This window comes from Pseudomonas sp. GW822-FHT06B12 (genome assembly GCF_058799675.1).
Window position 1 is genome coordinate 16,221 of the sequence record NZ_JBXALR010000005.1, and the last position, 26,808, is coordinate 43,028.

General features: G+C 59.3%; 33 protein-coding genes. All 33 read right to left on the reverse strand.

Going from position 1 to position 26,808, the window contains the following annotated elements:
* Window positions 1-78 precede the first annotated feature (78 nt).
* Window positions 79-615 carry a lysis system spanin subunit gene (locus tag AC1RKH_RS12450; RefSeq protein WP_493062266.1) on the reverse strand — a complete coding sequence of 179 codons (537 nt, stop codon included), beginning with the start codon at window positions 613-615 and terminating at the stop codon, window positions 79-81.
* On the reverse strand, window positions 597-1,160 hold the full coding sequence (locus tag AC1RKH_RS12455) for a glycoside hydrolase family 19 protein (protein ID WP_493062267.1): 564 nt from the start codon (window positions 1,158-1,160) through the stop codon (window positions 597-599). Before AC1RKH_RS12455 ends, AC1RKH_RS12450 begins: the two co-directional genes overlap by 19 nt.
* Before the next feature lie 15 nt (window positions 1,161-1,175).
* A complete protein-coding gene (locus tag AC1RKH_RS12460; protein WP_493062268.1) occupies window positions 1,176-1,784 on the reverse strand; it encodes a tail fiber assembly protein in 609 nt (202 codons plus the stop codon).
* 7 nt (window positions 1,785-1,791) lie between these two features.
* Window positions 1,792-2,871, reverse strand: a complete 1,080-nt coding sequence (locus tag AC1RKH_RS12465; RefSeq protein ID WP_493062269.1) for a phage tail protein — start codon at window positions 2,869-2,871, stop codon at window positions 1,792-1,794.
* A gap of 22 nt (window positions 2,872-2,893) precedes the next feature.
* Window positions 2,894-3,334 carry a tail fiber assembly protein gene (locus AC1RKH_RS12470; RefSeq protein WP_493062270.1) on the reverse strand — a complete coding sequence of 147 codons (441 nt, stop codon included), beginning with the start codon at window positions 3,332-3,334 and terminating at the stop codon, window positions 2,894-2,896.
* A 12-nt stretch (window positions 3,335-3,346) separates the two neighbouring features.
* Window positions 3,347-4,558 (reverse strand): carbohydrate-binding protein CenC, encoded by a 1,212-nt coding sequence (locus tag AC1RKH_RS12475; RefSeq protein ID WP_493062271.1) that lies wholly within the window; start codon window positions 4,556-4,558, stop codon window positions 3,347-3,349.
* Between the two features lie 132 nt (window positions 4,559-4,690).
* The gene (locus tag AC1RKH_RS12480) at window positions 4,691-5,341 is read right to left on the reverse strand and encodes a hypothetical protein (RefSeq protein ID WP_493062272.1); all 651 of its coding nucleotides are present in this window, start codon (window positions 5,339-5,341) and stop codon (window positions 4,691-4,693) included.
* A 4-nt stretch (window positions 5,342-5,345) separates the two neighbouring features.
* Entirely contained in the window at window positions 5,346-6,203 is an 858-nt protein-coding gene (locus AC1RKH_RS12485; protein WP_493062273.1) for a glycine-rich domain-containing protein, read from the reverse strand.
* A gap of 10 nt (window positions 6,204-6,213) precedes the next feature.
* Window positions 6,214-6,813, reverse strand: a complete 600-nt coding sequence (locus tag AC1RKH_RS12490; protein WP_493062274.1) for a YmfQ family protein — start codon at window positions 6,811-6,813, stop codon at window positions 6,214-6,216.
* Window positions 6,801-7,841 carry a baseplate J/gp47 family protein gene (locus AC1RKH_RS12495; RefSeq protein WP_493062275.1) on the reverse strand — a complete coding sequence of 347 codons (1,041 nt, stop codon included), beginning with the start codon at window positions 7,839-7,841 and terminating at the stop codon, window positions 6,801-6,803. Before AC1RKH_RS12495 ends, AC1RKH_RS12490 begins: the two co-directional genes overlap by 13 nt.
* The gene (locus AC1RKH_RS12500; RefSeq protein WP_123428409.1) at window positions 7,831-8,229 is read right to left on the reverse strand and encodes a phage GP46 family protein; all 399 of its coding nucleotides are present in this window, start codon (window positions 8,227-8,229) and stop codon (window positions 7,831-7,833) included. The genes AC1RKH_RS12495 and AC1RKH_RS12500 overlap by 11 nt, the downstream gene beginning before the upstream one ends.
* Window positions 8,229-8,738 (reverse strand): phage baseplate assembly protein V, encoded by a 510-nt coding sequence (locus tag AC1RKH_RS12505; RefSeq protein ID WP_493062276.1) that lies wholly within the window; start codon window positions 8,736-8,738, stop codon window positions 8,229-8,231. Before AC1RKH_RS12505 ends, AC1RKH_RS12500 begins: the two co-directional genes overlap by 1 nt.
* A 126-nt stretch (window positions 8,739-8,864) precedes the next feature.
* On the reverse strand, window positions 8,865-9,908 hold the full coding sequence (locus tag AC1RKH_RS12510) for a phage baseplate assembly protein (RefSeq protein WP_493062277.1): 1,044 nt from the start codon (window positions 9,906-9,908) through the stop codon (window positions 8,865-8,867).
* Between the two features lie 3 nt (window positions 9,909-9,911).
* Entirely contained in the window at window positions 9,912-11,150 is a 1,239-nt protein-coding gene (locus AC1RKH_RS12515; RefSeq protein ID WP_493062278.1) for a DNA circularization protein, read from the reverse strand.
* Window positions 11,137-12,777 carry a phage tail protein gene (locus AC1RKH_RS12520; protein WP_493062279.1) on the reverse strand — a complete coding sequence of 547 codons (1,641 nt, stop codon included), beginning with the start codon at window positions 12,775-12,777 and terminating at the stop codon, window positions 11,137-11,139. The genes AC1RKH_RS12515 and AC1RKH_RS12520 overlap by 14 nt, the downstream gene beginning before the upstream one ends.
* A 130-nt stretch (window positions 12,778-12,907) precedes the next feature.
* On the reverse strand, window positions 12,908-13,204 hold the full coding sequence (locus AC1RKH_RS12525; protein ID WP_054595954.1) for a phage tail assembly protein: 297 nt from the start codon (window positions 13,202-13,204) through the stop codon (window positions 12,908-12,910).
* Entirely contained in the window at window positions 13,201-13,548 is a 348-nt protein-coding gene (locus tag AC1RKH_RS12530) for a phage tail tube protein (RefSeq protein WP_123428419.1), read from the reverse strand. The genes AC1RKH_RS12525 and AC1RKH_RS12530 overlap by 4 nt, the downstream gene beginning before the upstream one ends.
* Window positions 13,549-13,614: 66 nt before the next feature.
* Window positions 13,615-15,111 carry a phage tail sheath subtilisin-like domain-containing protein gene (locus AC1RKH_RS12535; protein WP_123428421.1) on the reverse strand — a complete coding sequence of 499 codons (1,497 nt, stop codon included), beginning with the start codon at window positions 15,109-15,111 and terminating at the stop codon, window positions 13,615-13,617.
* Window positions 15,111-15,293 carry a DUF2635 domain-containing protein gene (locus AC1RKH_RS12540; protein WP_493062280.1) on the reverse strand — a complete coding sequence of 61 codons (183 nt, stop codon included), beginning with the start codon at window positions 15,291-15,293 and terminating at the stop codon, window positions 15,111-15,113. Before AC1RKH_RS12540 ends, AC1RKH_RS12535 begins: the two co-directional genes overlap by 1 nt.
* Window positions 15,290-15,874, reverse strand: a complete 585-nt coding sequence (locus tag AC1RKH_RS12545; protein ID WP_493062281.1) for a phage tail terminator protein — start codon at window positions 15,872-15,874, stop codon at window positions 15,290-15,292. Before AC1RKH_RS12545 ends, AC1RKH_RS12540 begins: the two co-directional genes overlap by 4 nt.
* 204 nt (window positions 15,875-16,078) lie before the next feature.
* Window positions 16,079-17,095: a phage late control D family protein gene (locus AC1RKH_RS12550; RefSeq protein WP_493062282.1), complete on the reverse strand. Its 1,017-nt coding sequence runs from the start codon at window positions 17,093-17,095 to the stop codon at window positions 16,079-16,081.
* A gap of 9 nt (window positions 17,096-17,104) precedes the next feature.
* Window positions 17,105-17,317 (reverse strand): tail protein X, encoded by a 213-nt coding sequence (locus AC1RKH_RS12555; protein ID WP_493062283.1) that lies wholly within the window; start codon window positions 17,315-17,317, stop codon window positions 17,105-17,107.
* Window positions 17,310-17,693 (reverse strand): phage tail protein, encoded by a 384-nt coding sequence (locus AC1RKH_RS12560; RefSeq protein ID WP_123428429.1) that lies wholly within the window; start codon window positions 17,691-17,693, stop codon window positions 17,310-17,312. The genes AC1RKH_RS12555 and AC1RKH_RS12560 overlap by 8 nt, the downstream gene beginning before the upstream one ends.
* Window positions 17,693-19,894, reverse strand: a complete 2,202-nt coding sequence (locus AC1RKH_RS12565; RefSeq protein ID WP_493062284.1) for a phage tail tape measure protein — start codon at window positions 19,892-19,894, stop codon at window positions 17,693-17,695. Before AC1RKH_RS12565 ends, AC1RKH_RS12560 begins: the two co-directional genes overlap by 1 nt.
* 128 nt (window positions 19,895-20,022) lie before the next feature.
* A complete protein-coding gene (locus tag AC1RKH_RS12570) occupies window positions 20,023-20,622 on the reverse strand; it encodes a phage tail assembly protein (protein ID WP_493062285.1) in 600 nt (199 codons plus the stop codon).
* A gap of 214 nt (window positions 20,623-20,836) precedes the next feature.
* Complete coding sequence (locus AC1RKH_RS12575; protein ID WP_493062286.1) at window positions 20,837-21,343, reverse strand: phage major tail tube protein; 507 nt, start codon at window positions 21,341-21,343, stop codon at window positions 20,837-20,839.
* Window positions 21,343-22,509 carry a phage tail sheath protein gene (locus tag AC1RKH_RS12580; protein ID WP_493062287.1) on the reverse strand — a complete coding sequence of 389 codons (1,167 nt, stop codon included), beginning with the start codon at window positions 22,507-22,509 and terminating at the stop codon, window positions 21,343-21,345. The genes AC1RKH_RS12575 and AC1RKH_RS12580 overlap by 1 nt, the downstream gene beginning before the upstream one ends.
* Window positions 22,510-22,511: 2 nt before the next feature.
* Window positions 22,512-22,718: a hypothetical protein gene (locus AC1RKH_RS12585; protein WP_493062288.1), complete on the reverse strand. Its 207-nt coding sequence runs from the start codon at window positions 22,716-22,718 to the stop codon at window positions 22,512-22,514.
* 102 nt (window positions 22,719-22,820) lie between these two features.
* Window positions 22,821-23,270, reverse strand: a complete 450-nt coding sequence (locus AC1RKH_RS12590) for a tail fiber assembly protein (protein WP_493062289.1) — start codon at window positions 23,268-23,270, stop codon at window positions 22,821-22,823.
* A gap of 12 nt (window positions 23,271-23,282) precedes the next feature.
* The gene (locus AC1RKH_RS12595) at window positions 23,283-24,845 is read right to left on the reverse strand and encodes a phage tail protein (protein ID WP_493062290.1); all 1,563 of its coding nucleotides are present in this window, start codon (window positions 24,843-24,845) and stop codon (window positions 23,283-23,285) included.
* The gene (locus AC1RKH_RS12600) at window positions 24,846-25,481 is read right to left on the reverse strand and encodes a phage tail protein I (protein ID WP_493062291.1); all 636 of its coding nucleotides are present in this window, start codon (window positions 25,479-25,481) and stop codon (window positions 24,846-24,848) included.
* Window positions 25,478-26,473, reverse strand: a complete 996-nt coding sequence (locus AC1RKH_RS12605) for a baseplate J/gp47 family protein (RefSeq protein ID WP_493062292.1) — start codon at window positions 26,471-26,473, stop codon at window positions 25,478-25,480. Before AC1RKH_RS12605 ends, AC1RKH_RS12600 begins: the two co-directional genes overlap by 4 nt.
* Entirely contained in the window at window positions 26,470-26,802 is a 333-nt protein-coding gene (locus tag AC1RKH_RS12610) for a phage baseplate protein (protein ID WP_123428447.1), read from the reverse strand. The genes AC1RKH_RS12605 and AC1RKH_RS12610 overlap by 4 nt, the downstream gene beginning before the upstream one ends.
* Window positions 26,803-26,808 lie beyond the last annotated feature (6 nt).

The window sequence follows — 26,808 nt, forward strand, 5'->3', positions numbered from 1 at the left end:
CTCTCCTTGATCAGGCGGGCATGCGCTCTACCGTACACGAGCGAATCACGCTTGCAAGACGCAGGCTAGATCAAAATGTTAGCGAGCAAGCGCTCTGACATAGGCCTGACAGGCCTGCAAGGCAATCAGTCCGCGGTCGCCTGCGTCGGTGATGCCGATAATTCGTTGAGCATGCGCCGGCTCAAGTCGGGCTCGTAAGGCTCCATGAACCATGCCGCCGGTGCCGGAGGCGGCTGACACACCAGAACCGGTGCCGGCATCACTGGGGTCGATAAGGACTGACAGCCGCAAATCAGCACTGGCAAGACGGTCGCGCAGGCGACCTTGATCACGTTGCGCATCGCTCAAAGCCTTCGAGTAAGTTTGATCGCTGGCCTGGAGCCGTTGCTCCAGGGCCAGGCGTTTATCCTGTTCGGCGCGCTGTTGATTCGCCGCCGCCAGGGTCAGTTGGTTCAGCGTCTCGCCGTGCAATCTGGCTTGTTCTGCCAGTTGCTGGCCGTAACGCCAATCCTGAATGTGCCAGGCCAGTGTCGCGGCACCGCCAGCCACAATGGCCAGCAATACAGCGACAGCGATAACCCGGTAAGAAACCGGCATCAGACCGAAGGCTGGCATAACACTGCCCTCGCCCGCGCCCAGAGTTGCAAACGTTCTTCCAGCCCATTCAACCCGCCATTGATCCGGCGGGTGATGCTGTTGAACTGGTCACGATCGGCCAACTCGTTCAAACCGTTCAGCTCCCAGAACCAGGCCGCCGATTCAGCCGCCCATTGCGGCTGCTCGAGCAACTCCGGCAGAGCCAGCAAACGCTCATCGCCAAACAACGCGAAGCTGCATCGGCGATAGTTGTCGTGGCCGGTGATCTGAATCAGCCCGCGCCCGCGATAGCGCTGACCATCACCGTCAGCTTCAGGCGTGTTGCCCAAGCGAATGGCCAGCGCGCCGGTGTCGTACTTACTGAGGTACTGGTCGTTGCCCAGTTCACGCACGTAACGCAACTGCCCCGACTCATGACCGACTTGCGCGAGGAAAGCGGCGATGCGTTTGGGGGTGTTGATGTTCCGGTGGGTCATGGCGGTGTTGAGGGCAGAAACGAAAACGCCCGCTTGAGGGCGGGCGTTGGGCATGATCTTGAGCAGTTGCCCTTCTGTTACAGGCATGGGGATGTCCCTTGGTTACTTTTGTTTAAGGCCGAAGAGCGAGAGCAGTGAATTGGTCGGTTCCCTAAGTTCAGAAAACGTCAATATCGGCCACTCGACTGCAAGGGGATAACCGGCTTGCTGTTCGATGCGGTTCAAGGCAACGCAGTAGCGTTTCCAGTCCAGCAGCGCGGATTGCTCCTGTTGGGTCGCATCGCCTAGATCGACGGCATATTGAAGGGGCGCGATGCGCATGGCAGCGTCGCGCAGGCGGCTGTCTCGTTCCTCCAGAACACTTGCCAGTTCAGCCGCCGCTTTCGCCGGTTGATCAAGTTGCCAGTCGCCATCGAGCCAAACGTAATACTGACCGGGCCAGGGTTTATCGGTGAAACCATCCGGCAGTTCACCCAACTGTTCCCAGGTGGTCGATGCGCCTGTTTGCGTTTGAAATATGGTGCCGCGGCGGTCACGTAATGCCTCGGGAATGCCATTAACCCAGGCCCATGCAAAACCGCTTTCGGGTTCGGCGAGCTCGTAAGGTAACTCGACGGCATTACTCGGTAACTGAACGCCAAGCCCCGGGACGACAGGAAACGTAATTGGCCCAACCAATTGGCGGACGTCATTGATTAAATAATTTCGCATTTAAACCTCAAATGAGTTTGATACGGCCGGGGTAAGCAATATTTCGCGGACGAGCCACACCACTGTGATTCATCAATTCAGAATCAGTGAGCTGCAAAATTTGAGTATTGGGTGTGATGTACTTAACAACCGACCCAACATAGTCACCCAAAGAACCCACATCAAAACCCAATAACTTTCTTTGACCGATCATATCTGTGGCAAAAATGATGTTATCTGCATAGCCATTATCGCCGTGCACCAATGACCCCTTTTGCCACGTACCTGGTACACGTCCGGTATCGACGGAATAATCCTCAGCCCATATCCGAAGAAACTCACCACGCGCTTCGGGAGCGCGAAAAGTCGTGGAACCATCCCCCGGCGTCCATGCACCTCCGCGATCGGTTTCTGGGCGCAACATTCCCGACTGCTGCGCGTGATCCCACAGCCAAGGCCACTCAGCGCGATTAAGGATTGATCCATTCAGGGCACCGTAACCGCCCGGCATCAATGCCACGGTCGTTTCAAAGACAGGCCGCCCAAGCGGGGTCCCATCAAACCGCCCTACAGGCCACCAGCTACCGGCGCCATCACTACGCAAATGCCACCAGTCTCCCGCGCCCATCAACACCAGAAACGGATAACCGTTAGTACGAAGATGCGTGTGAACTTTGAGGGTATCTGTACCCGAACATTGAACAACCAACCGGTTGCCGCTGTTATCCACTCGACGCACGATCACATCACGAACACCCAGCGCTGTATTGGCAGCAGGCAGTGTGAGGGTGACCGCATTCGCTCCGCCATTGGCCAACACAAGCCCCAGTTCATCGGGAGCCAATACTTGAGAGACGGCCACGGTTTTCACCAACGAAAGCATCGGACTCGCCTTCGCCATGATTACTTGCAATGCCTTGAGCAACTGGCCGTTGTCTGCTTCAGACGGTGCCAAACCGACACTCGTAATAACCGCCAGCAGTTCCTGGGTAACACTGTTACCCCATGTCGCGGGAATCAACGAACCCGGAGTACCAGCCACGGGGTTTTCATCAACAAACTTGCCATTCACCAGCCCAATGCCGGGCACACTCTTTGGATAGTCCAATGTTCCACTCCTGATACATTTTCTATTGAGTGATGGAGGCGTCTACCGGTGTCACAGATTTTCTGACCCGTGTTTTTCTAACCGGAGCAGCCGCAACGCTGATTGGGGCAAGCAACACCGGCCGCCCTGTCAGTTCGGGAAACGCTTCGGTAGCCGGCCAATTGCGCAAGTCACGGCGATAGGTTTGCAGGCTTTCGTACTCTGCGGCGGATAACGTCGTTGCAACCCCCGTTTCCAGCTCGTCACGATGCCTTGCAACCAAACCGTCGGTTTGAAACAGTTCGGAATCACGCCAGGCGCGTTCAGCCCCATCTTGTCCAAGAGTAGAGTTCATCGGGAGTGATTCGCCGCCGTGACTCAGCCACTCCTGGTAGGTAATCCAGTCACGATTGGCTGGATCTTCGGGAATAAAAACCGAGTCAGCGAGACGAAGAACTCCGCTCGTCATTAATTGATAGCGCATCTTGCGTCACTCCTAAAGTTCAGCATCAGCCGTAGCGTGGATGTAATAAGTCTGGGGGACGACTGCCACATCGGAGTTATCCACCCAGGCGCCTCGCGTAGACACTGCATAGGGCCGAGCATTGACGGATGAAATCAGATCGCTCCCCGATCGCCATTGACCCAGTGTTCCGTTCAACATGGGTCTGTATAGGCTAATGCTTGGAGTTGCTCTTTTTTCAACCTTGAAGGACCACTGCGCTAACGGCTGGGAGGTAAAGCCGGACTGACCCACTTTGACTATCGAGATAAGAGATCCGGCGATCGAACCTGTGGCGTCTCCCGGCTGAATATCCTGGTTGAAGGTTTTTTCGTAATAACGCTGACAAAGCATCAATTCATCTGCCGGAGTACGAAACTCAAAGGGCGTGGACACTGGTCCTTCTTCGAGTTGGACCTGAGCCAGGTCGATGGTCTGCAAAACATTCAATGGGAGGTCGAACGCTAGCCTGAGACAATCATTACCGGTCCCCCCCAGCGTCTTGCCAGCAATGGAAGGAACCTGAACAGTCGCACTGAATCGAGCCCAGGAACTGGTTAATTGAAAGCTCCCTACAGTCGTCACAATAGGTTCCGAGCCACCGCCAAAAAACTGCGCTAACGTTACAGTTACCTGACGTGCGGAATCCGCTTTTGCCCAGAACGTTACTGTTGCCAACTTCCCTGCCAAGGTTCTGACCGATTCAATAGTCTGTGAAATCTTGTGTATATTGGCGCCAGCACCCGCGGTAATTTGCTGCCAGCGCAGGAAATACCGAGGTTCATTGGGAACTTCCGTCTGGCCTAATACAAAGTTCTGCCGGGAAATATTGATACCTGCGTTACCATTCCAATCACAACGAAAGCGGTCAGCAATAAAGGCACCCGTATTGGGAGCAAGGTTGGTAACACCACGCTGCCAGACATCAAAATTCCCGTTGATCAGAAGATTCTTGCGATAAACCTGAACCGGGAAACGCTGCTGTGGATCAAGTTTTGCCAGTTCCTTGATAGCCAATGTCAGCTGATTGGTTTGATTTTCTGCTGGCACCATTCCCGCCGCGCTGATCGCACTCACAATCTCCTGTGTTACCGCGTTACCCCAACTTGCCGGAATCAACGAACCCGGTGTACCAGCCACCGGGTTTTCATCGACAAACTTGCCATTCACCAGCCCTACGCCGGGTGTATTTTTTGGATAGTCCATAGTGTTTATCCTCCTGCCTTGTTTGACCGGAATATTTCAACGAAAACAAAAACGCCCACTGGGTTAGTGGGCGTCAGACATGTCTTTCAAGAGACTCATGCTTATCGTGAGCCGGGGCTAACCCGCTGCGCTCTACTGCGACAGATCGCTCACGACGTTATGCAGGGCCAGAATGGCGGCATCGCACACTTCTTTGGCCCGTTCTGTCTTGCCCTTGGCGACTTGCGCCCGGATCTGCTCCTTGGCTTTCAGGCGCAGGGTGCGCACGGCCAACAAGCTGTTATTGAACCCGGCAGACTTACCAAGAATGTCGTCAGCTGCCTCTTGGGCCGTTCGGCCTTTGACGGCCCACGCGCTCACAGACAGCGGGACAGCTTTTTTGGGATAACCCGCATCCTTGAAGGCCAGCGCCTCGTTGGCAGCGCTCGCATATTCCATAGCGCGCAGCGGATCACCGGTCAGAGCCTTACGGGCGCTGTCGGCCGCCGCGTCCACTTGGGAGCAAAGGTTTTCTGTTTCCTGACGCTCTACCGTTGTCACTTTGGCGGGGTCCAGCACCCATTCAGAGCCATCCCAGCTGTGCGCTGACGAAGGTCGAGGCGGTTCGACTTTCGTCAATTCACCCTCAGCTACACGGCCCAGAACATGCTTCTGCTTCCATTGCTCAGCAGTAACCTGCAAAACACCCGCAGCAACAGGAGGAGTTGCATAGGCAAATAGTTCAGTGTCCTGCCACTCGATGACTGCGCCAGACGCAAGGCAGTAAAGAACTTGCTTGGTCATACTCTCACCACTCAATGATCATGAGGCCCGGGGCGCCACGCCCCCCTGTAGATGCTGTACCACCTGATATGTACCAGCCTCCGCCGCCGCTACCTCCAGAGCCAAAGCCATACGCATCTTTCCCTGGGTACCCTCCCCCTGTTCCATATCGGGAGGCGCTACCGCCAGTGCCAAAGGGGCCGCTTGCACCAGTCCCTGCCAAGCCCGTCGCCATATTGGCTGCAACATCGGTTGCGTCTCCGCCGGCAGGAAAACCCTCGCCGCCTCTTGGCCCTGCTACGAGTCCTGCCGCAATGTTCAAACCTGAATTCCCGGCACTGCCTCCCGTCAGCACCAGCAACGCACCTCCGGCTCCAACAAGGGTATTGCCCCCTCCCGTGGAGACAGTCACTCCATTGACCCCTCCAACACCTGCCGCACCTATTGAGACAGGTATCACTTGCCCGGGACTAACAACGACAGGGACTTTAATTGCAGGCTGCCCCGCACCGCCGCCACTGCCACCAGAGGCCGTCCCATTGGGTCCTGCTGGGCACGAGCCGCCACCGCCACCACCGGCACATCCACTGAGCCAGATAGTCGTCACACCGGCCGGCACAGTGAAACTACCGCTTGAAGTGAATCGCTGAATCCCTAGGCCGGCAGTCGAACGACTGATACTGCGAATGGCGCTCAAGAGCTGAGCAAGGTTGGACTCACTGGGCGTCAGGCCCGCGGCGGTGATCACTTCAAGAATTTCACTCGTCACCCCATTTCCCCACGCCGCCGGAATCAGCGACCCCGGCGTCCCGGTCAACGGGTTTTCATCTACAAACTTGCCATTCACCAGGCCGGCGCTGGGCACACTCTTCGGATAATCCATTTCCTATCCCCTAGTCATAATTAATGTGCACCAACGTATGCGCCGGTGCGCTGCGATGTATCAGGCACTCCAGCGCGGAGCCCGGGTTCATGCCGAAACGTTCGCCCCAGTAGCTGGCGCCGAATCGCCGGCCCAGCAGCAAGCGGCCACCGGTGTTGAGGGTCCACATGAACTGCGCCTGCCAGGTACCGAAGTGCGCCACACCGAAACGCGAGCGGCCCATGCGCGGGGCTTCGAGTTCGGTGATGGTGGCGTTCGGGTAGCCCTGGGTGCGGGCGATTTCGATGTAATAGCTAACGGCTTGGCTGCCAACTGCAAGCAGTCGCCGGCGTACAGCGAGGCGGCGGTCGTCGAACAGCGGGGTCAGTCCCAGGCACGGGTCGGGCAGGTTCATCACCCGTTCCCAGTCGGGCACCAGTTCGCTGACGCCGGCCGGGTCCATTTCGTTGAGCAGGTCGGCGGCGCGGGCGTCGAGGCGGGCCAGTTCCTGGGAGACGTCTTCCAGGACGTGTTCCAGCTCCGGCACTCGCTCCGGGTCCCAGGCCGGACCACTGGGCAGCAGGCTGCGCAGTTGGGCCTGGTATTGCTCGGCGGTTCTTATTGCAGCCATACGCAGCCTCCGAACGTCAGCAGCTGATTGCTCGCGGCGGTAATGTCGGCGGCTGGCGTGACCAGTTTGTGATCGCTCTCGCCGGTGGCACTGCTGATGGCTTCGGCGATGTGAGTCAGCAGCAAGGTTTCACCGAGCCCGGCCTCGCGGTTGTGCAAGTCACGCAACTGCGCTTCGACGGCGGCGCGCACGGCGCTGGTGTCGGGGGTCAGGCGCAGACTGTAGGTCACCGGCAACTGCACCGGCGCCAGCACATGCAGCTCGGCGGTGACCGGGCGCAACGGCTCGATGTAGGCCTGGACCAACGCCAGTTGCGTCGCGTCCGGAACCGGTTGCGGATCGTCGTCACGCATGACGAACAAACCGACCGTGCCTGGCCCCAGATAGCTGCCACGACACCAGGCGCGGGTGATTCCCGGGCACTCCAGCGCCCAGGTTTCATAGTCTTGTGCCGAACCACCGTGAGGGATAATCCGGTACGAGCGAATCACCCGCGAGCGCAGCGATTCGACGCTTTCGCGGGCAATGCCGCCGGTCAACCCCGGCGCCAGCACGCTGAAGACTCCGCCAATACCTTGGATCGGTTGCACCGGAATCAGCGTCATGCCCGCGTCGGCATTGCCGAGAGATCCGGCGTCCAGCGCGGCGATGGTGGTGCTGTTGAGGCCATTGCCGGTGGTGAGCGCAGCGGTCACTTTGTAGGTGCGACCGTCGCTCGATTGCAGCAGAGTATCGACATCCAGCACCGCGCCCGCCGTGGCGCTGAAGCTGACGGCTCCGCGAGCTGATTGCGCCGCTTTACGCGGCTGGTTGAGGCGTAGCGCGGCGATGCGTTCCAGGGTCGGTTCATCGGCCTTGTCCGGCAGAATCTGCTCGGCGATCCAGTCCAGATAGCCATACAGGCCAAAGGCTGCACCACCGAGGGTTCGGGCCAGAACTTGCGCATCGGACTGGCGCAGCGAATCGCTGGCCAGGTCGCTTTGGGTGCGCGAAATCAGCACCGGCAGCGAAGGCGTTTCAAACGGCATAGGTCACCTGCCAACTGTGTTCAGGGTTGATGTCCAGACGCTCACCGTCGGCCAGCGTCAGTACCGTGCGCAGGTTCAAGCGCTGGTCGTCGAGGCGTTCGCTGAGGATCTCGATGGCGCTGCAATGGCCGTCGTCGATCAGCCATTGCAGAGCTTCGCGGGCATAAAATTCGGCGTCGAGCTGGGTCTGCCGGGTCAGCTTGACCCGGCGCAGCAACCACAACCGCGAGCCAATGCGGTCGTCGGCCACCGTGGGAAAACTGTCGCCCCACCAGCCGAAGCGCTCCTCGTCATCGAGGAAGTCATCGTCGGCGGCGCGGCGCCAGGTGAAGAGGCTGATCAGTACCGAACGAGTCAGCGCGGATTTGAGGTCACGACTGATAAACATCACTGACCTCCTGCGGGGGCAGCGGTCTGGCCGTTGCCCGGCTGGACGCCTGGGTGCACGTGTTTGATCTGGCTGATACCGCCGGCGATCTGGTCGCCCTGAGAGACGATCTTGCCGGTCTGGGTCAGGGTCGGCGTGTCGATGTTCACAGCGGTGCTGGCGCGGATATTCAGCGTGCCGGTTTCGATGTCGATGATCCGTCCACGCTTGAAGTGGACCTTGTCACCTTCGTCGGTGTAGATCGCCACTTCACCGGGGGCGAGTGCCTTGAGGCGATAGCGGCGGTCGGCGACCACCAGTACCACGGCGTGAGAGCGATCCCCGCCGAGAAAGGTCGCGATACCCTCGGCACCGGCCAGCGGGTTGCTGGTGAAACCGTAGGGTTCGAAGTGCTCCATGTCGTCGTTCACTTCGCCAGCGGTCAGGCGCATTTGCAGCGATTGCAGTTTGGTAGCCGAATTGGCGAGCACGACAGTGCCGCGCGCCAAGAGGCGTGTCAGTAGGCTCATTGGGTTTTCCTTGAATGGCGAGCGCGCTTTTTTGTGGGAGCTGGCTTGCCTGCGAATGGGACGACGCGGTGTGTCAGGCAAGACGCTTTCGCGAGCAAGCCCGCTCCCACAGGTTCAGCGTCAACCTCAAGACTTCTTGGGTGGCACCGGGTTGGCATCAAAGGTATGCGGCGGCGCCACTTGCAAGGTGGTAATGGAGCCCTGCTCAGAGAGCGAGTAAGTGACCTTCGAGATCAGCATGTCCTGATCAAACCCCAGCACCTTGTCGATCACCCGTACCAGCGTGTTGTGCCGCCACAAATCACCGTTGGATTGCCGCCAGCCTTGCACGCGGTAGGTCGTCGTCAACGCCTTGTCGGTGCGGGTGGCGCTTTCCCAGTCGGCGCGTTGCTGCGCCAGCTCTGGCGTCAGTTGAGCGCTTTCGCTGATCACCGTGACCCGCTTGCGTTGGGCCGTGGCGTCGGTTGCCACACCCGACACCTCGCTCACGGCGCTACCGCTTTTGGTGTCGCTGCCCTTGTGCTGACCGATCACCCGGTATTCGGAAAACACCTGGCTGAAATCCATCGGCGCGTTGGCCGAGAGGATGTTTTTGCCCAGTTCCAGCACATCGCTGGCGCGCCCGCCGCTGCCCGGTTTCGCCAACAGCACCCGGCCTTCGGCATCGTCGGTGGAGAACACCCGGTACAGCGTCAGCAAACGGTCGATGGACTGAAACACCGTTTCTCCCGGAACGATGCTGTGTTTGTTCAGCTTGGCGGTTTGTGGAATCTCGCTGACCACACCCACGCCATAAGGCGATGCCAGGGCCTGGACGATGCTCAGCACGCTTTGTTCCTGCCATTGGCTCGGACGGTTGATCGCCGCGCAATCCACCAGGTCCTGGGTCAGCGAACTGCCCGCGATACTCAGGCTGATCTGCTTGCCGTCGTAACTGATCGGTGCCTTGTAGACGTGACCGGTGAGCACCAGATCGCAACCGATCCGTACCTGACAACGCGAACCGGGTTTGATCGGCACCGCCAGGGTTTGCCCCGGCCATTGCCAGGTGATGTTGAGTGTGAAGGTGCGGAACTGACGCTCCAGGTCCGCACTGATTTCAACGCTTTTCCAGCCGCCATAATCCAGACCGTCAACAGTCAGGCTGACGGCATTTGCAAGTTCGGTCATGGCTTACTCCTGGGCGATTTTCAGGTCGCCCGGGGGCAGGAATCCAAAGTGAATCACACCGTTGCGCTGTGTCACTTCACCCACCCGAGTGGCATCCCCCAGGTACTGATAGGTGAGCACCAATGCCGGCATGCTCTGATTGGGAGACAGGGTAATCAACCGCACACCGGACGACGCCACGGCCGTCAGATGCCCGAACAGTTGCTGGCGCAACGCATTGAGCGCTTGATAATGCACAGCGTCTGCCTTGAGGGCGGCTTGCCAGATCGCTTCGTTGAGCGCCTCACGCAAGGCCAGCACATCGTCGGCCACCGGCACGTCTACCCGCCGCACCGGTTGTACGGCTTGCTGGGCGAGGGACGGCGTCGAGTTCAATTTGACCACTGGGGTGGCCACTGGCATCAACGCCACCTGATAGCCGAGTTTCACCAACAACGCGTCCTGCACCAGATTGGCCATGGCCTGAGCCGCCGCCACCGTGTCCTTGCCGGTAGTGAGCTTGGGGGCGTCGATCTTTTTCACGGCTTCGACCTGCTGTGAGGCGTTGGCGAGCACGCCACGGTAACCCTCACGCGCAAAGTCCCCGAGCTCCTTGATGTCGCCGAGCAAACCCTTGAACTCAGCGCTCACTTCGCGGGGCAATTCCTTGATGGCCTTGACCAGCGAACTGAGCTCCTTGTAGGTCTCGATCAGCTCCTTGAACTCGTGCTCGATAACCTCGTAGACCTCCTTGAGGCTATCGCGCAGCTCTTTGATGCCGATCCGCGCCGCCTTGATGACGCTCATGGCGTCTTCGAAGCGCCGCACCATCGATCCCAACAAGCTGTCAGCCGACACCAGCAATTGCTCGCGAGTGTTGACCTGAGCGGTGGGGAACTGCAGCGGCTGGTCGGGGTAGAACTTCAGGGCAAACGTCACCAGCCCGCCGTCCTGGCGGGTCTGGGTCATTTCGCACTCACCGACCTTGACCTGCATCCGCCCCAGCCACGGATGAACCAGTTCACCCGCGCCCTCCTCCAGTGCCTTGAGCAGTTTGTCACGCTGCTCCAGGCAATCCGGCCCGACGATAAAGGCCGTCAGGTCGTGGATCTTCGCCTGCTGGCCAAGGCCTTCGAAGAACGGTTGGTCACGCTGGGGATACTCATGCAACTGACCTTTCTGGCCGACCGGAGTTTTCGCCTGATCGACCCAGAATCCGACGCCGCGAAACGACGCCGGCAACAAACGATCACGCCAACTCATTGGAACCTCCGAGAGAAAGTGAGCGATAGCCGATCTGTGACGTCAGGGCCAGACCCGGTTGGTTGGTTTGCGGCGGATCGGTACGCATGCCGGCCGGTGCATTTTCAAAGCGCACCGTCAGGCCGCCTTCCAGTTGCGCACGGTTGTTGGCAGCGCTTTGTTGCACCAGGGCGTTGGAGCCTTTGGGCAAATCGCTCGGCAGCGACGATTGATCGTTACTGGCACCGAAAAACGCTGGCGCCAGTTCACCTTTGCCCTCGGCGTTGGTTTTCTGTTGCGCCGCGGTCAAGCCTTCAACCTTGCCGGTGATCTTCGCAATGAAGCCACTGAAACTGCCGCCGAACATGTCCTTGATCGGCTCGATAATCGCCTTGAGTTTTTCCCACAGCCCACTGAACCACGCGATGATCGGCGTCCAGTGCTCGGTAATCATCTCCATCGGTGACCAGTCGAACAGCGTTTTGAACAGTTCCCCGACCGGGGCCGTGACACTGGTCAGCGAGTCCCACAAGCCAGAGAAGAATCCACCCAGTGGTCCCCAGGCCGTGTTGACCATTTCCATCGGCGACCAGTCGAACATCCCTTTGAAAAAGTCGAGCAGTGGCACGGACAGTGCCCGAAGCAAATCCCAGATCGCTGAAAATAATCCAATCAGCGGTTGCCAGTTGTTAACGACCACCCCCATCGGGGACCAGGAAAACAGCGTCTTGAAAAAGTCGATAACCGGCGCAGCAACGGATTTGATCCCTTGCCAAAGCGAACTGAAGAACCCGCTGATCGGGCTCCAGTTGGCAATGATCATCCCCAGCGGCGTCCAGCTGAAAATCACTTTGAACGCATCGAACAGCAGCGAAGCCACTGCTTTGATAACGTCCCAGATCGCCGCGAACACCTGACTGATCGGCCCCCAGTTGTTGATGATCATCCCCAGCGGCGTGAAGGCGAACATCGTCTTGAAGAACTCGACCATCGGCATCACCACTGGCGCAATCTCTTGCCAGAGCCCGGCGAAAAACCCCGAGATCGGCTTCCAGTTCGCAACGATCACCCCGGCCACCAACGCAATACCCATGGCAATCAACATCAGCGGACTGGTCTTGAGCACCGTGCTCATCAGGTCAAGCGCTTGCGTGGTGGCGGTGACCGCGGTTTGAATCGCCGAGAACGCAATAGCACCCGCGGCAATGCCCTGGACCAGCTCCGGGTTGTCGTTGAGCAACGTCCCGACGCCATTGAGCAACGGTTCAAGACCAACCACCACCGCGCTGACCGCCGGCAGCAATGCCGCGTCAACCGCGACCGACACCTTGTCCATCGACGCGCTGAAAACGTTCAGGTTTTGCGCAGCACTTTTGGGCACGCTCGGCATATCGACGCTTTTTGCCGTCTCACCGACCTCGGCCAATTTGCCCTGAAACGCTGCCGCCGACTTGATACCTTCGACGAAGGGCGTGACCACGCTGCCGCCCTTGAACAAGCCGCTGATATCCAGCTTGCCCATGCCGGCCTGCTCAAGGTTGTTTTTGAAGCCATCGACTTTCGCCCGAAGGTCCTTGAGCTTGGGTGAAAGTTCATCGATGCCTGTCAGCAAGATCGCTTTTTTCTCAATTTTTTCTGTCTCTGCCATCACTGCACCTGCTGCATCGCATTGATTCGTTGCGCGTGCTCCAGTGACTCGCGGAGCACGTCCAGTGGCCTGGCCATCATCTGTTCGGGGTCAACCTTCCAGAACCAGGCCAGGTCATAGGCGACAGCGATCAGGTCGGTGATGGCGCCGATGCCGCACTCATGAAAAAACTCGCGACAGCCCAGCTCAGCGCGTTGAGGTCAGCCAGGTCCAACTGGTTGACCGACGACGGCGGGATGCCGGCGCAAACCGCGATGTATTTGGCCGCGACGTCCATGTCCAGGCTGACTTCTTCACTCTTGTCGATCTTGTACGGCAGCGCCTTGATCGCCCGCACTTCCTGCACCGTCGGACGGCGCAGGGTCAGTTCGGTCAGCGGCTCGCCGTGGGCCTCGATGGCCACTTGCAGCTTCACGGCTTGAGTCATTGCCAGGTCCCCTTCACGCCTTCGAAGACCAACGCGATGGACGCGTCATCGCCCTTGGAGATCGGCGCATCGATCAGGTAGGCACCGGCCAGCACGAAGACTTTGCCGTTGCTGAATTCGCAGGTGACGGTCATGTCGGTGCCGGCGATCAGTTGCTTGAGCGGGAAGTCCGGGGTATGCAGCGCCGTAACCTTGAACGATGGAGTGATGTCGGTTTCCTTGTAGAAACCCGGCACCAGTGTTTCGCGCTTGGTGGACATCAGCGGCGCTTCGCAGCCACCGTTGATGGTCAGTTGAGCGCCGTCCACTTTGACGTAGCAGGTGCCCGCAATCAGTTGACCCATGGTGTTTCTCCCTTCAATAAAAAGCCCACTCGAGGTGGGCTGAACTCATACAGTGAAACGCGGCATTCAAGCCGCGTTGTCGTACTGCAAACGGAATTGGTTAAGCAGTGCGAACACACGCAGGCCGTTGATGTAATCCGGCGGGAACAGCACGTTGACGCGGCTCGGGTCCTGGCTGTCGCGCTCGACGATCAGGTGCTCGGCGAACAGCTCGGCATTCTCCACGTGGCCTTCCAGTTCGAGCTTGGCGTACTGGGCGATCAGTTCACCGCGAATGGTGCTCGGGGTAACGATCGGCTGGCCGGCGCCGAAACGGGTGCCGTCGGCGGCCAGTTTGTGGCGACCGTACTTGCTGGTGATCACGCTTTGCAGGCGACGCACGATGAATGCCGACTGGTGCATGGTTTCACTGTCCAGGTAGGAGTTGTCCGCCTGACCGTAAGCGTTTTTCTGATAGGTGGTGATCGCCCGCTGAATGCGCACGTAGCCGCCCTCGTAGTACGCGGTAGCGATGCCGTAGTTGAGCAGCGACTGGCGCTCGGTCAAGGTGAAACGCTCACTGGCCGGAGCCGGCTCGACGCCCGGCAGGCTGCCGCTTTGGGTCGGACGACTGGCGTCGGCAGAGATGAACACCGAAGTGCGCGCAGCCAGTGCGGCAGCCTGAACCCAGAACGGTTGAGGGACACCCAACTCCAGCGCCTGAATGGTCACGTGCTGGTCGTTGCGGGTTTGACCGGCGGCGACCAAGGTACCAACGGTACCGCGTTTGGCGGTGTAGACGTGACCGAACAATTGCTTGGCCCACGACCAACGACCGACGCTGTCATCCATGACGGCTTGCCAGGTATTGAGGGTCGCAGTGTCAGTCCACGGCATGCAGATGAACTCGAACGGCTCATCACCCAGTGCAGCCACGGCCGCCACCTGATCCGGCACGCCAGCGCCACCGGCCATTGCGGTGATAGCAGTGGTCAGACCTGCCGGAGTGTCTTCGCCATTGCTCTTGCCCAGGCGATTGAACTGCAGGCTGATGTCGTTGGCACTGTCACCGGTCCATTTGGCGGTCAGGGTGATCACGCCTTCTACCGCAGCGGCGGTAACCGGCAGATCGGCGCTGGCGTTGATTTTCAAGGCCAGTGCCGTTGCGGCCTGAGCCGCAGTTGCAGCGTTGACCACGGCCGCTTGAACACGCACGCCACCGACGTACAGGTTGAGCACACCGCTTTCTGTTGCGGTGCCGGTCAGGGTCAGCACGCCTTTGGCAATGCTGCCCACCGTGTTGTGCACCGGCAGGCACCAGATTTCTCCGACCGGATCGGTCTTGCGCCAGGTTTCGTACATCGAGGCCAGCATCGAGCCTTGGCCGCCGATGCTTTTGGCCAGCGCCACGCTGGACACCAGCACCAGTTTGCCGACATCGGCGCCGGCAACGTTGTCGTTGACCTGAGCGACGATCAACCGGCGCATGGCCGACGACGCGCTATTGGCTGCCGAATTGTCCATCTCGGCGTAGAACAGCGGAACACGAATGTCCGCGGGAATGTTGCTGAATCCGATCGCCATTATTTGGCTCCCTGTAGTGTTGCCGCTTCCACGGCTTTGGTAGTGATATCGCCATCGGCCAAACGTCGACGCCACCAGGCGTTGTCCGGCACTTCACGGCCTTCGAGAGGCAACAGATCGCCCGCTTCCGGGTCGGGCACGGCACGGCCTTCGGCCGGCAGCACAGTGATGCGTTTGCTCATTGCTTTACATCTCCAGAGAAAGTCAGTTCCAGGCGCCCGTCAGGCCCCGGACGTTTCAGGTTGGGGTCCGCCGGGTCGATCGCATCGACCCGCACGGTCACCCCGGTAAAGGACGACAAGCCGTCCAGTTCACGCTCGTGCCAGGTTTCCGCAGGCTGACCTGGCAGATTGCGGCCAAGCTGAAACTCGGTAAAAAAGCGCAGGCGATACAGCACGCGGCTGCTATTGATGGACACCAGTTCGCCGCCGTCGTAGGCGATGGCGTCGTAGACGCTACCGGGCTTGAAACCCACCAGTGCCCGCCAGAGTTCGGCGCGCAAGTCGTGCAACAGATCCAGCGCTTTTGTAGCGTCCGTGGTGTCGAGCACCAGGGTCACTTCGAAACGGTCGCGGATCGGTTGCAGCAACAGGTTTTGCGCCACGCTCTTGCTCGCCAGATCGGCAATGGGGACGACGTAGGCGCAAGGGGTTTGCAGCGGTGTGTTGGTTTGCAGTGATTGGAGATCAATACCGGCAGCGATACGGTTGGCAAAGCTGGGGCATTGCTCACGCAGTTGCGTGAGGATCGGAGAGATCTTCATTGGAGGCGCTCCAGAATTGAATGAAAGGTGCGATTGAGGCCCAGGCGGCAACCACCCGATCGCATTCGGGCATACCTCAATGCCAGCCAGTCAAGTTGAGTTAACTGTGGGAGCGAGCTTGCTCGCGATAGCGGAGTAACCAACAACATCAACGTTGAGTATGAAATCGCTTTCGCGAGCAAGCTCGCTCCCACAAGGGGGGGGTTATGCCTTGGCGTCCAGGCAAGTCGCCTCGATCATGCAGCGATAGCTGTTCTGGCGATCGCCGCTGGCGGTGACCTTGTCAATCGACCAGCGACCGCGCATGAAGTCCGGCCAGGTGGGGTCCAGCAGCACGATCCCTTCGGCGGCCAGGCCCGGATTTCCGGGGCAGCCGATTTTCACTTTGAGCGCTTCGCGCATCATCCGGCGCACCTCGCCTTCAGCGGCGGCCCGGGCATCGTCGGCGCTCTGGTAGCGCTGACGAACAGTCTTGAACGGCGCGATGCCGCTCTCCTCGACGCGCACTTTGCCCGCCGCCGCGTCCCACCAGCTGGTTTTGCAGCCCTGGTATTTCGCCCGGGCGGTTTCATCCAGGGTGGCGGAGATAAAGGCGTTATCGCCGGGACGATTGTTGGTCGTCACTGACAGTTTTATGTCCGGCAGAACTTTGCCCGATAACGATTTCGCCTGACCACGCCGCGCCAGCACATACAGCTCGTTGACCGGTTTGGCGACGGCGTCGTGCAGGTAGGCAAGTCGGGTCAGAAAGCCCATGTCGGTCTCGTTGGACTGGTCGATGTGTTCGATCTTGATCGACGCCAGTTCGGGGGCGACACGCGGGGAAAAACCGTGCTTGGAGGTCAACTGACGAAACAGCGCCCCCAGCGTTGTCGGACCGTGGCTGGCCGAGCGGCGCTGCTTAAACCCGGTCTGATCCGCAGCACTGAACGGCGCCGCCGTGGCCACCAGCGTCAGCCGCAAGGGAAACAGGGTCGGCGTGCGCCGGGTAATGACGAACTCGCCTTTATCCACCAATCCCGACTCCAGATAACCGACCCGCAGGCCGATTTTTCCACCCAGACTCGGCAGCCCTTCAAGTCCTTCCAGATCGAGGGTCAGCGTCAGCTGATCGGACTCGATACCGGCGGCATCGATATGCGTCCAGTTGATCAAACGCTCGTTGATCAGGGCCGCATTCGCCCCGTAAATCTCTACTGCTGGCGTGAAACCCAGGGCCATGGTGCCTCCTTAATCCCAGGCCATTATCGGTACGATCGCAGCGGGTTTTGATTCAAGCTCCGGCAGAACCACCCAGACACCCGCAGGCAATACCGGGCCCGGTTCGGCCAGCGTCGGATTGAGGCGCCACAGCGCCTCTTCGGCTGCATCGTCGCAACGATTGAGCTCGCGGTAGAGCAACAGATTTACCGAGTCACCGGCAATACTTCGAACCCTACGCATTGGCGAACTCCGTCAATTCGATCACCCAGCCAACCACCATCGCGGTGCCGTCATCAATGACGTCACTCTGGGTCTCCGATACCTTGCTGATCTGCCACAGGCCCCAGTTGCGGCCGATGCCGTCAACCAACGGCACAGGGATGCGCAGCGCCTGCAATGCACGCAGCTCATCGAGCCGATCCATGGCGGTCGCGTACATCGACTTGCCCGTTATCGTCAGCCCTTGCAGGCCTTGGCCGATCTGACTGGATTTGGGTTTACTGGTGAGGATGTCGATGCTCTTCCAGCCGCCGTCCGACGTGCGCACCAGACTGTGGTAAGCGAAGTTTCTGGACAGGCCGAAAATAAAACTGCCCAACACCATTTGCTGACGCATCACGTACCTCCATCAGTCAGGGCCGCGTCACTTCGCATGGCGAGTGAGTTGGGCATGGTCATTAGCCCGAATTGGCCGGAAATCTGTTGCACCACCAGGTTCGCCAGTTGAGTGGCGCTGGCCTGATCCTGACCATTGATGTAGATGTTCGCGTTAACCGTGTTCTGCTGATTGCTCGTCTGGGCGTTGGTCAGGTCTTTGCTGACCTGTTCCGGAGCGGCGAGTTTGTCGGCAGGCGCTGCGAGTTTTTCACCCAGCCAGGCACCTGACTCACTGCCCATCCAGCCGCCTACCAGCCCGCCAAGAAGCCCACCGATGGCTGTACCCAGCAGCGGAACGACACTGCCCAAAGCGGCACCCGCGGCCGCACCGGCCGAAGCTCCCGCCCAGCCACCACCTGCAGCCCCCAGGCCTGCTCCCACCATCCGGGTGTTGCCGACAAGCAGCCCCTCGGCCACATCAGCGACGGCACCGACTCCTTTCAATGGGCCGGGAAGCTTGCGGGGTATCGAACGCATCGAGGCCGTCACGCCGCCCCAGCGAGGAGTGCTCGCACGCGAGCCTCGCGGACTCACACGTACAGACGGGCCATTTCTGGATTCTGGACTCCTGTTTGTCTCGCTGGCATTCGGTTTGTCCGTCCGACCTTTGTTTCTGAAATCGTCGGAAATCGCCTCACCCAATCGATCAGGGAGCCGTGCGGCCACCCCACCCAACACTCGCTTGGCCATCCGATTGGTCAGCTCATCCGCTATGGCTTTGAACAGCGCCCCCACCAGCGGTTTGATTGCCGCTGCAACCAGCACAATTGCAGCGGTGGTTTTCGGGGAGGCTTCAGCCAATTCACTCAAGCCGTCCACCAGCGAACCAAGCGAGTGGAGCGAACTATCCGTCACGGGCGCCAGAGCATTACCCGTGGCCACCGACAGACGATCATTGCTTGCACTCAAGACGTTCCACTGACCTTGCCGGGTTTTCGACAGTGCGAGTGCGTCTTGCCTCACCGAGCCCTTGTCACCCAGCTCCGACGTGGCGTACTGGGCTTTGTCTTTTACCTGCCAGAAGGCTCCATTCACATCGGTAAGGTTTTGCGCCATGTTCAGCGCGGCCTTATCACCATCGCCAAATAGCGTGGAGGCAAGCGTCGCGCGATTCTCGGCAGGTTGTGCGTTCAAGGCCGCAAGCACCGACATCACCGTGCCAGGCGCTGCGTCCTTGTCACGCAAGCCGCTCGCCACCGCTTTCGGCTCCAGCCCCAGCTGCTTCCAGGCCGCTTGCTCAGATGCCGAGGACTGATCACCCTTGCCCATGACCGTGGTGATGCTTTTTAGCGCTACGCCGGCATCAGCCTTTTGCGTACCGGTATTGAGCAATGCCGCCGTCAACGCTGCTGCTTGCGCAGGGGACAGGCCTGCCGCCGTAGCCGCTGCACCGTCACGCTGCAAGACGGCACCGATGTCGGCCGCTTTCGCACCATTGGGTATCTTGCCCAGATGGTTGGTTGCATCCGCAAGGTCAAAGGCCTGAGCACCGTTGAGCTTCATGGAGGTGCGCCAGCCGACCATCATCTCGGCGACATCCATGGCCGGCATTTTGAACGCCGACGCGGCCACGCCGGCGTCACTGGCGAAGCGCTGCAGCTCTAACTGTCGGTCCGACGCATTGGGCAGATCGCTAACGATTCCTGCCCTGGCAGCCAGACTTTCAATCTTCACCAAATCAACCACCTTGGTCCCCCCGGCCGCCACCAGCGGAGCGCTGGCGATGTGCTGGGTTGACTGCGCCATCTCTTCGCTCTGGCGCGGGGTAAATTGGGCTGCCTGCTTCAGATCGGCCATGGCCGAATCCATCGCTATCGCGGGTTTGAGCAGGTCCGGCGGTTCGATACTGCTACCCGACTTGCCCGCACTCCTTTGCTCGCTGGCCGGTTCACTCCTGGCACCGGCGCCCATCGTTTGGGACAACAATCGTTGCGACGAAAGTTTCAAGGTCAACGACTCGATAGCCGTCGTCAGCAGACCGAGCTTGAGCCCGACGTTTTCCAGCGCCAGACCGAGGCCAGACATCTGATCCCTGGCGGACGTGCCCGTACCTTGTGCTGACACAACGCTCGTGACTGCCGTAGTCAGGCTGGTATTACCGAACGCCAACCCACTGTCGTCGAGGGCCGCGTATTTGAGCGAATATCTATCGTCCGCCATCCCGCTCTACTCCTGTTTCACGCCAAGGCGAGTGATCGCGATGTCGTAGCGGCGTAATGCCTTGCCAGCGTCCCACTCCAGAATTTCCGCCTCACTTACCGGGTAAATGAGTGGCACCACATCGAGGATTACTTCGATGTCGCGTTCCGAAAGAAGTCCGCCGGTTTGTTTAAAAAATCGTCGATGCGCACCTGCAACTGGGTCCAGTCGGGCACGGTCAGCGAGGCCAGGTCGGGAAGCATCAGCCCGGTGCAATGGGCGGTGATGAACTCGGCGCGCTCCTTGGCCGTCTTCAGTTTTTTCATCGCCTTGGTCGCACGCAGCACCGGCATTTCCAGAGTCAGCGAAGTCATGCTGCGGCCCGCCACATTGAGCGGTTGCAGCAGTTGCACTTGATCGGGATCGTCCGACGGTTCGACGCCCGGTGCTTCGTCAGCCTCGGTAGGCTGCTGCAGAAAGTACGAAGCCGGCCGCGTCGACATCTCATGCACGTACTGCGCAATGCTCACGTAGTCCGGGCGTTTGAGCTGGTCCAGTTCCTTGACCGACAACCCCGTGGCCAATTTGGCCAACTCGAAGAACTGATCGTCCTCATCATCGCCGGCGCGGGCTAACGCCTCTTTCTGCGCGGCGTAGTACAGCGGTTTGAGTTGGATCTGCTCGATCTGCGACTGATCGTCACCGGTGATCGGCGACAACAGGACATGTTTAGGAGGCATCCAGGACATGAAATGAATTCCTTTGTGAATCATGGGAAGGTGTTGCGCAATGCCGGTCAGCTAACACAAATCTCAAGTCTGGCAAGCACTCTGTGGGAGTGAGCCTGCTCGCGATGGCGGCGGTACATTCAAAATCAATGTGTCTGACACACCGCTATCGCGAGCAGGCTCGCTCCCACAGGTTTACCGCTTTAACTGAGAGGCATCGAGGATGTTGCGAGGCTTACGGCAGCAGCACGGCGCGGCGGGCGTCGCCGAGAATGTCGACGCCGTTGAGCACGAATTTCTGCGTGCGCACGTCGATGTCGATCACCGGGATGCCGTTTTCCAGGCGGTTGTAGGTGCGGCAGGACAGCTCGAGGGTGGTGATGGATTTGTCGCCCATCTTCAGCTTGGCCTCGGCCAGGGATTTCAGCTTGCCGCCGACGGTGTGGTAGGTGAACCAGGTGTTACCGTCCTGGTCCTGACCGGCTTCGCGGACATTCAACAGGATGTCTTCACCCAGTTTCACACCGAGCGCCAGCATGATTTCCGGGCCAGTGCCTTGCAGGTTCAACGTGGCATTGAGCACTTTGCCGCTCTTGGCCATTTCCTCGGCGATAAAGCGCCCGCCGGTCATCGGCTCCATGTCGAAATCGATCTTCGGCGGAGTGAAATCCTCCACCGTCGCCGACAACGGCAGGCCCTGCAGGGTGGCCGCGATGGCCTGTCTTACGCGGTTGGTAAACATTAGAGAACATCCTCCAGGAACTGCTCGATGATTTCATCGCGGGCGTTGAGTTGATAAACCATGTGTTCGTTCGGCGCGTAGCGGCCGTAGTCGATGACGATGAACCAAGTGCCGTTTTTGTACTTCTCGACGCTGTTCAATTCCGGGTGCAGGTACACGCTACCGCCGGGGATGGTTTCGTCGGCGACCAGGGTTTGCAGCCAGTCGTTGATACGCTTGACCTCCTGATCCATGAACGACTTGGTCAGGTTCTTGGCCATGGCCTTCTGACCGGCTTTGACCAGCTTGCGACTGATCGCATCTTCCAGGCCCACGTAGCTGATGAACTTGCCGGTGATGGAGCGGTTACCCAACAGCGAGAACCCGCCGAGGACGGTCCGTGCGTAGTAGCTGATGCCGTAACGGTTGAGCAGATCGCCCTCGGTCGAGGCGTCGAGGATGTTGTATTCCACGGTCCGGGATACGTCCTCGGCGTAGGTCACTTGATTGCCCGGGCTCTCCCATTGCTTGACTTTGGCCAATGCGGCGATGGCCAGGCTCGACGGCGCCAGGAACACGTTTTTCTTCGCCGCTTTGGAGTAAACCGCGGGCATGTTGTGCACGACGAGGCAGCGGTCGAAACCGAGATCCGCACCGCCCAGTTCCTTGCTGTAGGTCACCTGATCGGCGACCGAAGTGTCCTTGCCATCGAGTACCACACGGGCCTTGATGCGCTTGCCGAACGAGGCGAACTCGCTGGCCACCGCTTTGGTGCCGGTAAAGCCCGGCGCACCGATGATGGTCAGGTCTTCAGGCACACCACTCAGCGCGGCCAGGCCCAGCTTGCGACCGGTCAGCGCTTCGTTGCCGCCGATCACGTTGTTCAGGGTGTCGGCCGGGGTCGCGCCCTCTTCGACGATGACCACATAGACCGGCACCTTGACCACTTTCAGGATCTGGTAAACCGCCTGATACAGCGTGCCCGACTCGGCACCTGTCGGATCGAGCAGCGCCTGGGTGGTGAAGCTGTTGATGCGGAACGGGGTATTACGCGGAATCAGTGGATCCGCTTTCGGCGCGGTGCCGACCAGACCGATGACGTTGTCACCGAGGCCACCCATGGCCTCGGGGGATTCGGTGGCATTGACGGTAATGCCGTTGTGCTCGAAGTTCAAAACCTCAGCCATGGTTATTCAGCCTTCTTGGTGGCGGCCGTTTGGGCCGGGGTGGTTGGGGTGGCCTCGGCCTCGAGGACGCTGGTTAGCTCGAGACGGCCAGCGCTACGCAGCGCGTTGGCCTCCACATCGAGCAGCTCAAGCTGTTGGCCGACACTCGACCAATGGCCACCACCGGTGGGGAATGGGAGGAGCACGGTGTACGTTTGGCGTTCTGCCATTTCAGGATCTCCAGAAGCGAAAAGCCCCGCATGAGCGGGGCTGTTAGGGATGTGCCGCGTTATGTGCAGCGGAAAAGAAAACGCCCCGTCGGTGCGGGGCGTTTATTGGAGCTGGGCAATCAGCCAAAGAGGCGACGGCGGACGGTGATCAATCAACGGGAACTCTCCCGCCTCCGGCCAGTTGCGCAGTGCTCTGCGGTACGCCTGAAGTTCGGCGTACTGCGCGGGAGTCAATGTGGTTTCCGAGACTTCCTCTAGCTCGTCGCGATGACGAGCGACCAGCGGGTCGGTTGCTAGCAACTGACTGTTGCGCCATGACCTTTCGTAAGCGGCCAAGTCGGTCGCTGATGGGACAGGCATATCTGCAAGTTCTGGTAGGCCATCCGCCCCCGGGGAAATCACTTTGTCAGGCGGACGATGCAAAACAACTCTCTCGAAAGTTTCATTCGTAATCTCAACAGCATCCTCCGGCCAACTTCCTGCAAGATCGTAATCATTACGACTGTCTCCGCCATAGCACGTATTTCGCGACACTGAATAAAACATAGCCATTAGAACCCCCCACTACTTCCCAAGTGCAAACCAGTAAAAACTTAACCCGCTGCCACCCACTGCGCCGAACGCCGAACTCGCAAGTGCAAAACTCCCGACGGTACTCGTCAAACCGCCGTTTCCGGTGTCAACGATTACAATCGCGCCGCCGCCACCGCTATGAGTTCCCACTGCCATAGAGCAAAAATTAGGAAAGGCAATAGGCCAAGTAACAGAGGCCCTACCAGCACTATTAGTAACAGCCACCCCCCATTGAAGAATTAATCCCCCCGCAATTTTTTGAAAACCAGTCCCACCAAGCGATGAGGCAAAGGGGGCAGTAGCACCAAGCACCCCAGTCCCCAGCAGCAACCAGTTCCCGTTGCCAATGAAGGTGATGTCTACATAGGTGTCTGGGGGAATGGAACGGCTGGCAGAAGAAGACGGTACAGAGAGACTTTCCTGCATCTTGTCTGCACCTTGGGTGACCAGGATCAGTTTCGCGGTTGACCAGTTCTGCAAACGAATAGTGCCGCCAGGCAGAACGCTGTTGGCCACCGAGTCGGGAATACTGTAGGAGGCAGGACCACTACCGTAAGCGTGAACCATGCCGCCAATGTGCGCCGCAATACCGGTTAATGCGGCGGTGAATACATAGAAACCATTAAGCTCAAATCCTCTGGATCTAGCCCACTCAGTCGTTACAATCTTCTTGGTATTATCAAACCGAGGTGGGGTGTTTGCAGTTGGATCGATCAGCACTGGCGAGTTTATCGATGCAAACCCTTGGGTCACGTTCTGAAAAGTCAGAGCAGTAGTGCCCAGCACAATCACCCCGTCCATGACCAATTGCCAAGTCGTATCGGCGAGCGTCCCCCCCTCCTCTACCGGAACACTCAATCCCGAAGTTACTTTGACACTCGCATCGGCATCCTTTGCGCGAGTCCATGCACCGTTTGCGGCGACATAAATGCCGTTGTCTTTCGCCGAAGCTTGGGATTTAACAAGGACTCGATCGCCTGCGACGACCGCGATTCCGTCAAGCGTTTGCGCACCACTTAAAACAATGTTGCCCGTCGTCGCTACCCGCACAGACTGCTTTCTATCGAGCTTCGCAAGCTCGTCAGCGACATAGCTCGACACCCAGGCCCGCGTCGCCTTGACGACCGTATCGTCAATCAGCAACGTCACCAAAGAGGCATTGCTGGTCTCGAAAATCGACCGGATATAAAACTCTTTCCCCGATCCCGACGTCGCCAGTACCGGCTTGAACGACTCCGGGTATTTGACGATGGCGTACAGAATACCGGTATCAGTCCAGATCCCCGCTTCACGCACATACCAGCCGCCGACTTCGGGCGGGATGGTGACTTCAGCCAGCAACCAGCTAGGGTTTTTCTCGTCCTGGAACAGCGCATTGAGTGGCCCGCGCCATACTTCGCGCTTGAGTGCTGTGTCAGTCGCGGCCGGGTTGTAAACCGCGCCACCGCCGTCACCGACCGAAATCTGTGACAGCTTGATCGGCACGCCCGCTGCCTTGCAGGTAGTTTCGTAAGCGATCCCTGCATTCGTGAGCAGGGTGTAATAGTCGGCCATTTAGGACCCCTGAGGATAAATAGTGGATGTTTCGACGCTGTAGAGCCCGGCGGCGATAAAGGCCTGACCCGAGGCTTCAAGCCCTTCGATCACAATCGGATAAACCGTGGTCAGCTCACCGCACACAGTGGCTGCGCCGATAACGTGGTTGCCAAATGCGCTCAAGCCCACGGACACCGACACGATGTCGCGTTCACTTTTGGCGTCCGCCAAACGTCGATCGAGACGCGCGTCGATTTCTTCGCTGTAGGGCCGCTCGGAAAAGGCCCTGACTGAAAAACTGTAGGGTTTGCCAAGCGGCGTCTGCTCGTACCATGCGCGAATTTCCGGCACTAATTGCAAGCCCTTGGCGGCGTTCGCCAGAGCCTTTCGCGTGCCAGCTTGTCGAGCGGTTGACCACGCGAGCTCTACCGTTAAACGCTTTTCAGCCTCGGGAGCCTCAGAGCTCCATTCAGCAACCCCACGATCAGCCGCGAGATACGGCAAGAACGCCAACGGCGTGTTGACCGGGTCCATCAGCTCGGGGAACGGCAGCGCGATGCGATCGAGCAATTGACCGAAACCGAGATCGAGGGCCTTTTCCAGCGGCGAACTGTTCGCTGGCAACAGACTCGGGCGAGGCGTTTCATCACTCATAGCGTGATCACCTCAACGTCGACAGCCGTGCAATAAGGCGCCTGAGAGAACGTTGTCACGATCGGCGCCAAGGGCTCCAGAATCTCCAGTTGCACCGCACCGGCGGCGTGCAAGGTGTAATCGATCCAGCTCGGATCGACCCGCCCCTCCAGCCGGTGGCGCGAGTCGGCATACGCCTGCAATTGCTGCTCAACGGCAGCCTTTGTCAGGCCCGAGTCAGGCCCGGCATTGATCTTGGCGACGACCCGGATCTTGTAGCGTTTGATTTCGGCGCCCTGCACCGTAACCAGATCCGTTTCCGGCCTGACATCAGGACGCGCAAAGTGCCGGCGAACTCCGTCCAGCAGGTCTGCAGACGGCGTGCCGTCTCCCTCTCGCGAAAGCACGGTGACCATCACCTCGCCAGGAGCCGTACGGCGCCCGTTGCCATCCTTGACCTGTGCCGCGTAGCCATCTGGATCAAAGCTGTAGGTAACCGTCACCACGCCCGGAGCCGTGGTTTCTACCTTCACCACGGGGCGTTCGCCCAGGGTGAATACCTCGCGTCGATACTGCATCCGCGAACCCGCTGCCGGTGCATGAGGTGCGAGGTAGTAACGCAGCCGGGCGTCATCGTCGCTTTCATAGGTGGGTTTGATCGGCGGAAATGCCGCCGGGTCTCCCGGGTCCAGCACCTGACGCTCGAGGCCCATGTCCGCGAGGCGGGCATCGAGGTTGCTGCCGGTCGCCCACCACGCGAGCATCTGCTTGATGCGGGCGTTGTATTTGCGTTCGTGGGTTTGCAGCCGCACACAAAAGGCCTCAAGGGCCAGCGTCAACAGCTCGCTTTCGTTGTCGAGGCTGACTTGCAACTTGGCTGCATTTTCCGGCGAGCGTGCAGCCACGTAGTCAACGACAAACGCCTTGAACTCAGCGAGCAGCGCCTCGAACGTCTCGACCGTAACAATCGCCGGCTCAGCCAACTGGTTTTGACCGGGTATCAGCATGCTCATGTCACGACCTCGAATGTCTGTTTACGGTTTTTCCAGGTGCCGGCGAAGCGCAACAGCAGCCCCGCACCTCGACGACTGGCGACGATGACCTCAGGCTCAAAATCACCTATGCCGTTCTCCTTGTTGTAAAACGCCTGTGCCGCATGGCTCTGCGCAAGGATCAACACGTCGTCGCCGACGTTCCGCCCCAGCAAGTCAGGGATTAGCGATCCATACAGAGGGCGCTTTTGACGAGTGCCCAGCGGCGTGGTCAGTGCGCGGGTTGCGCGTTGCACAAACTGGAGCCAGTCGTCGACCGCTGCCCCGGTGTTTCTATCGACTCCAATCATGGGAAG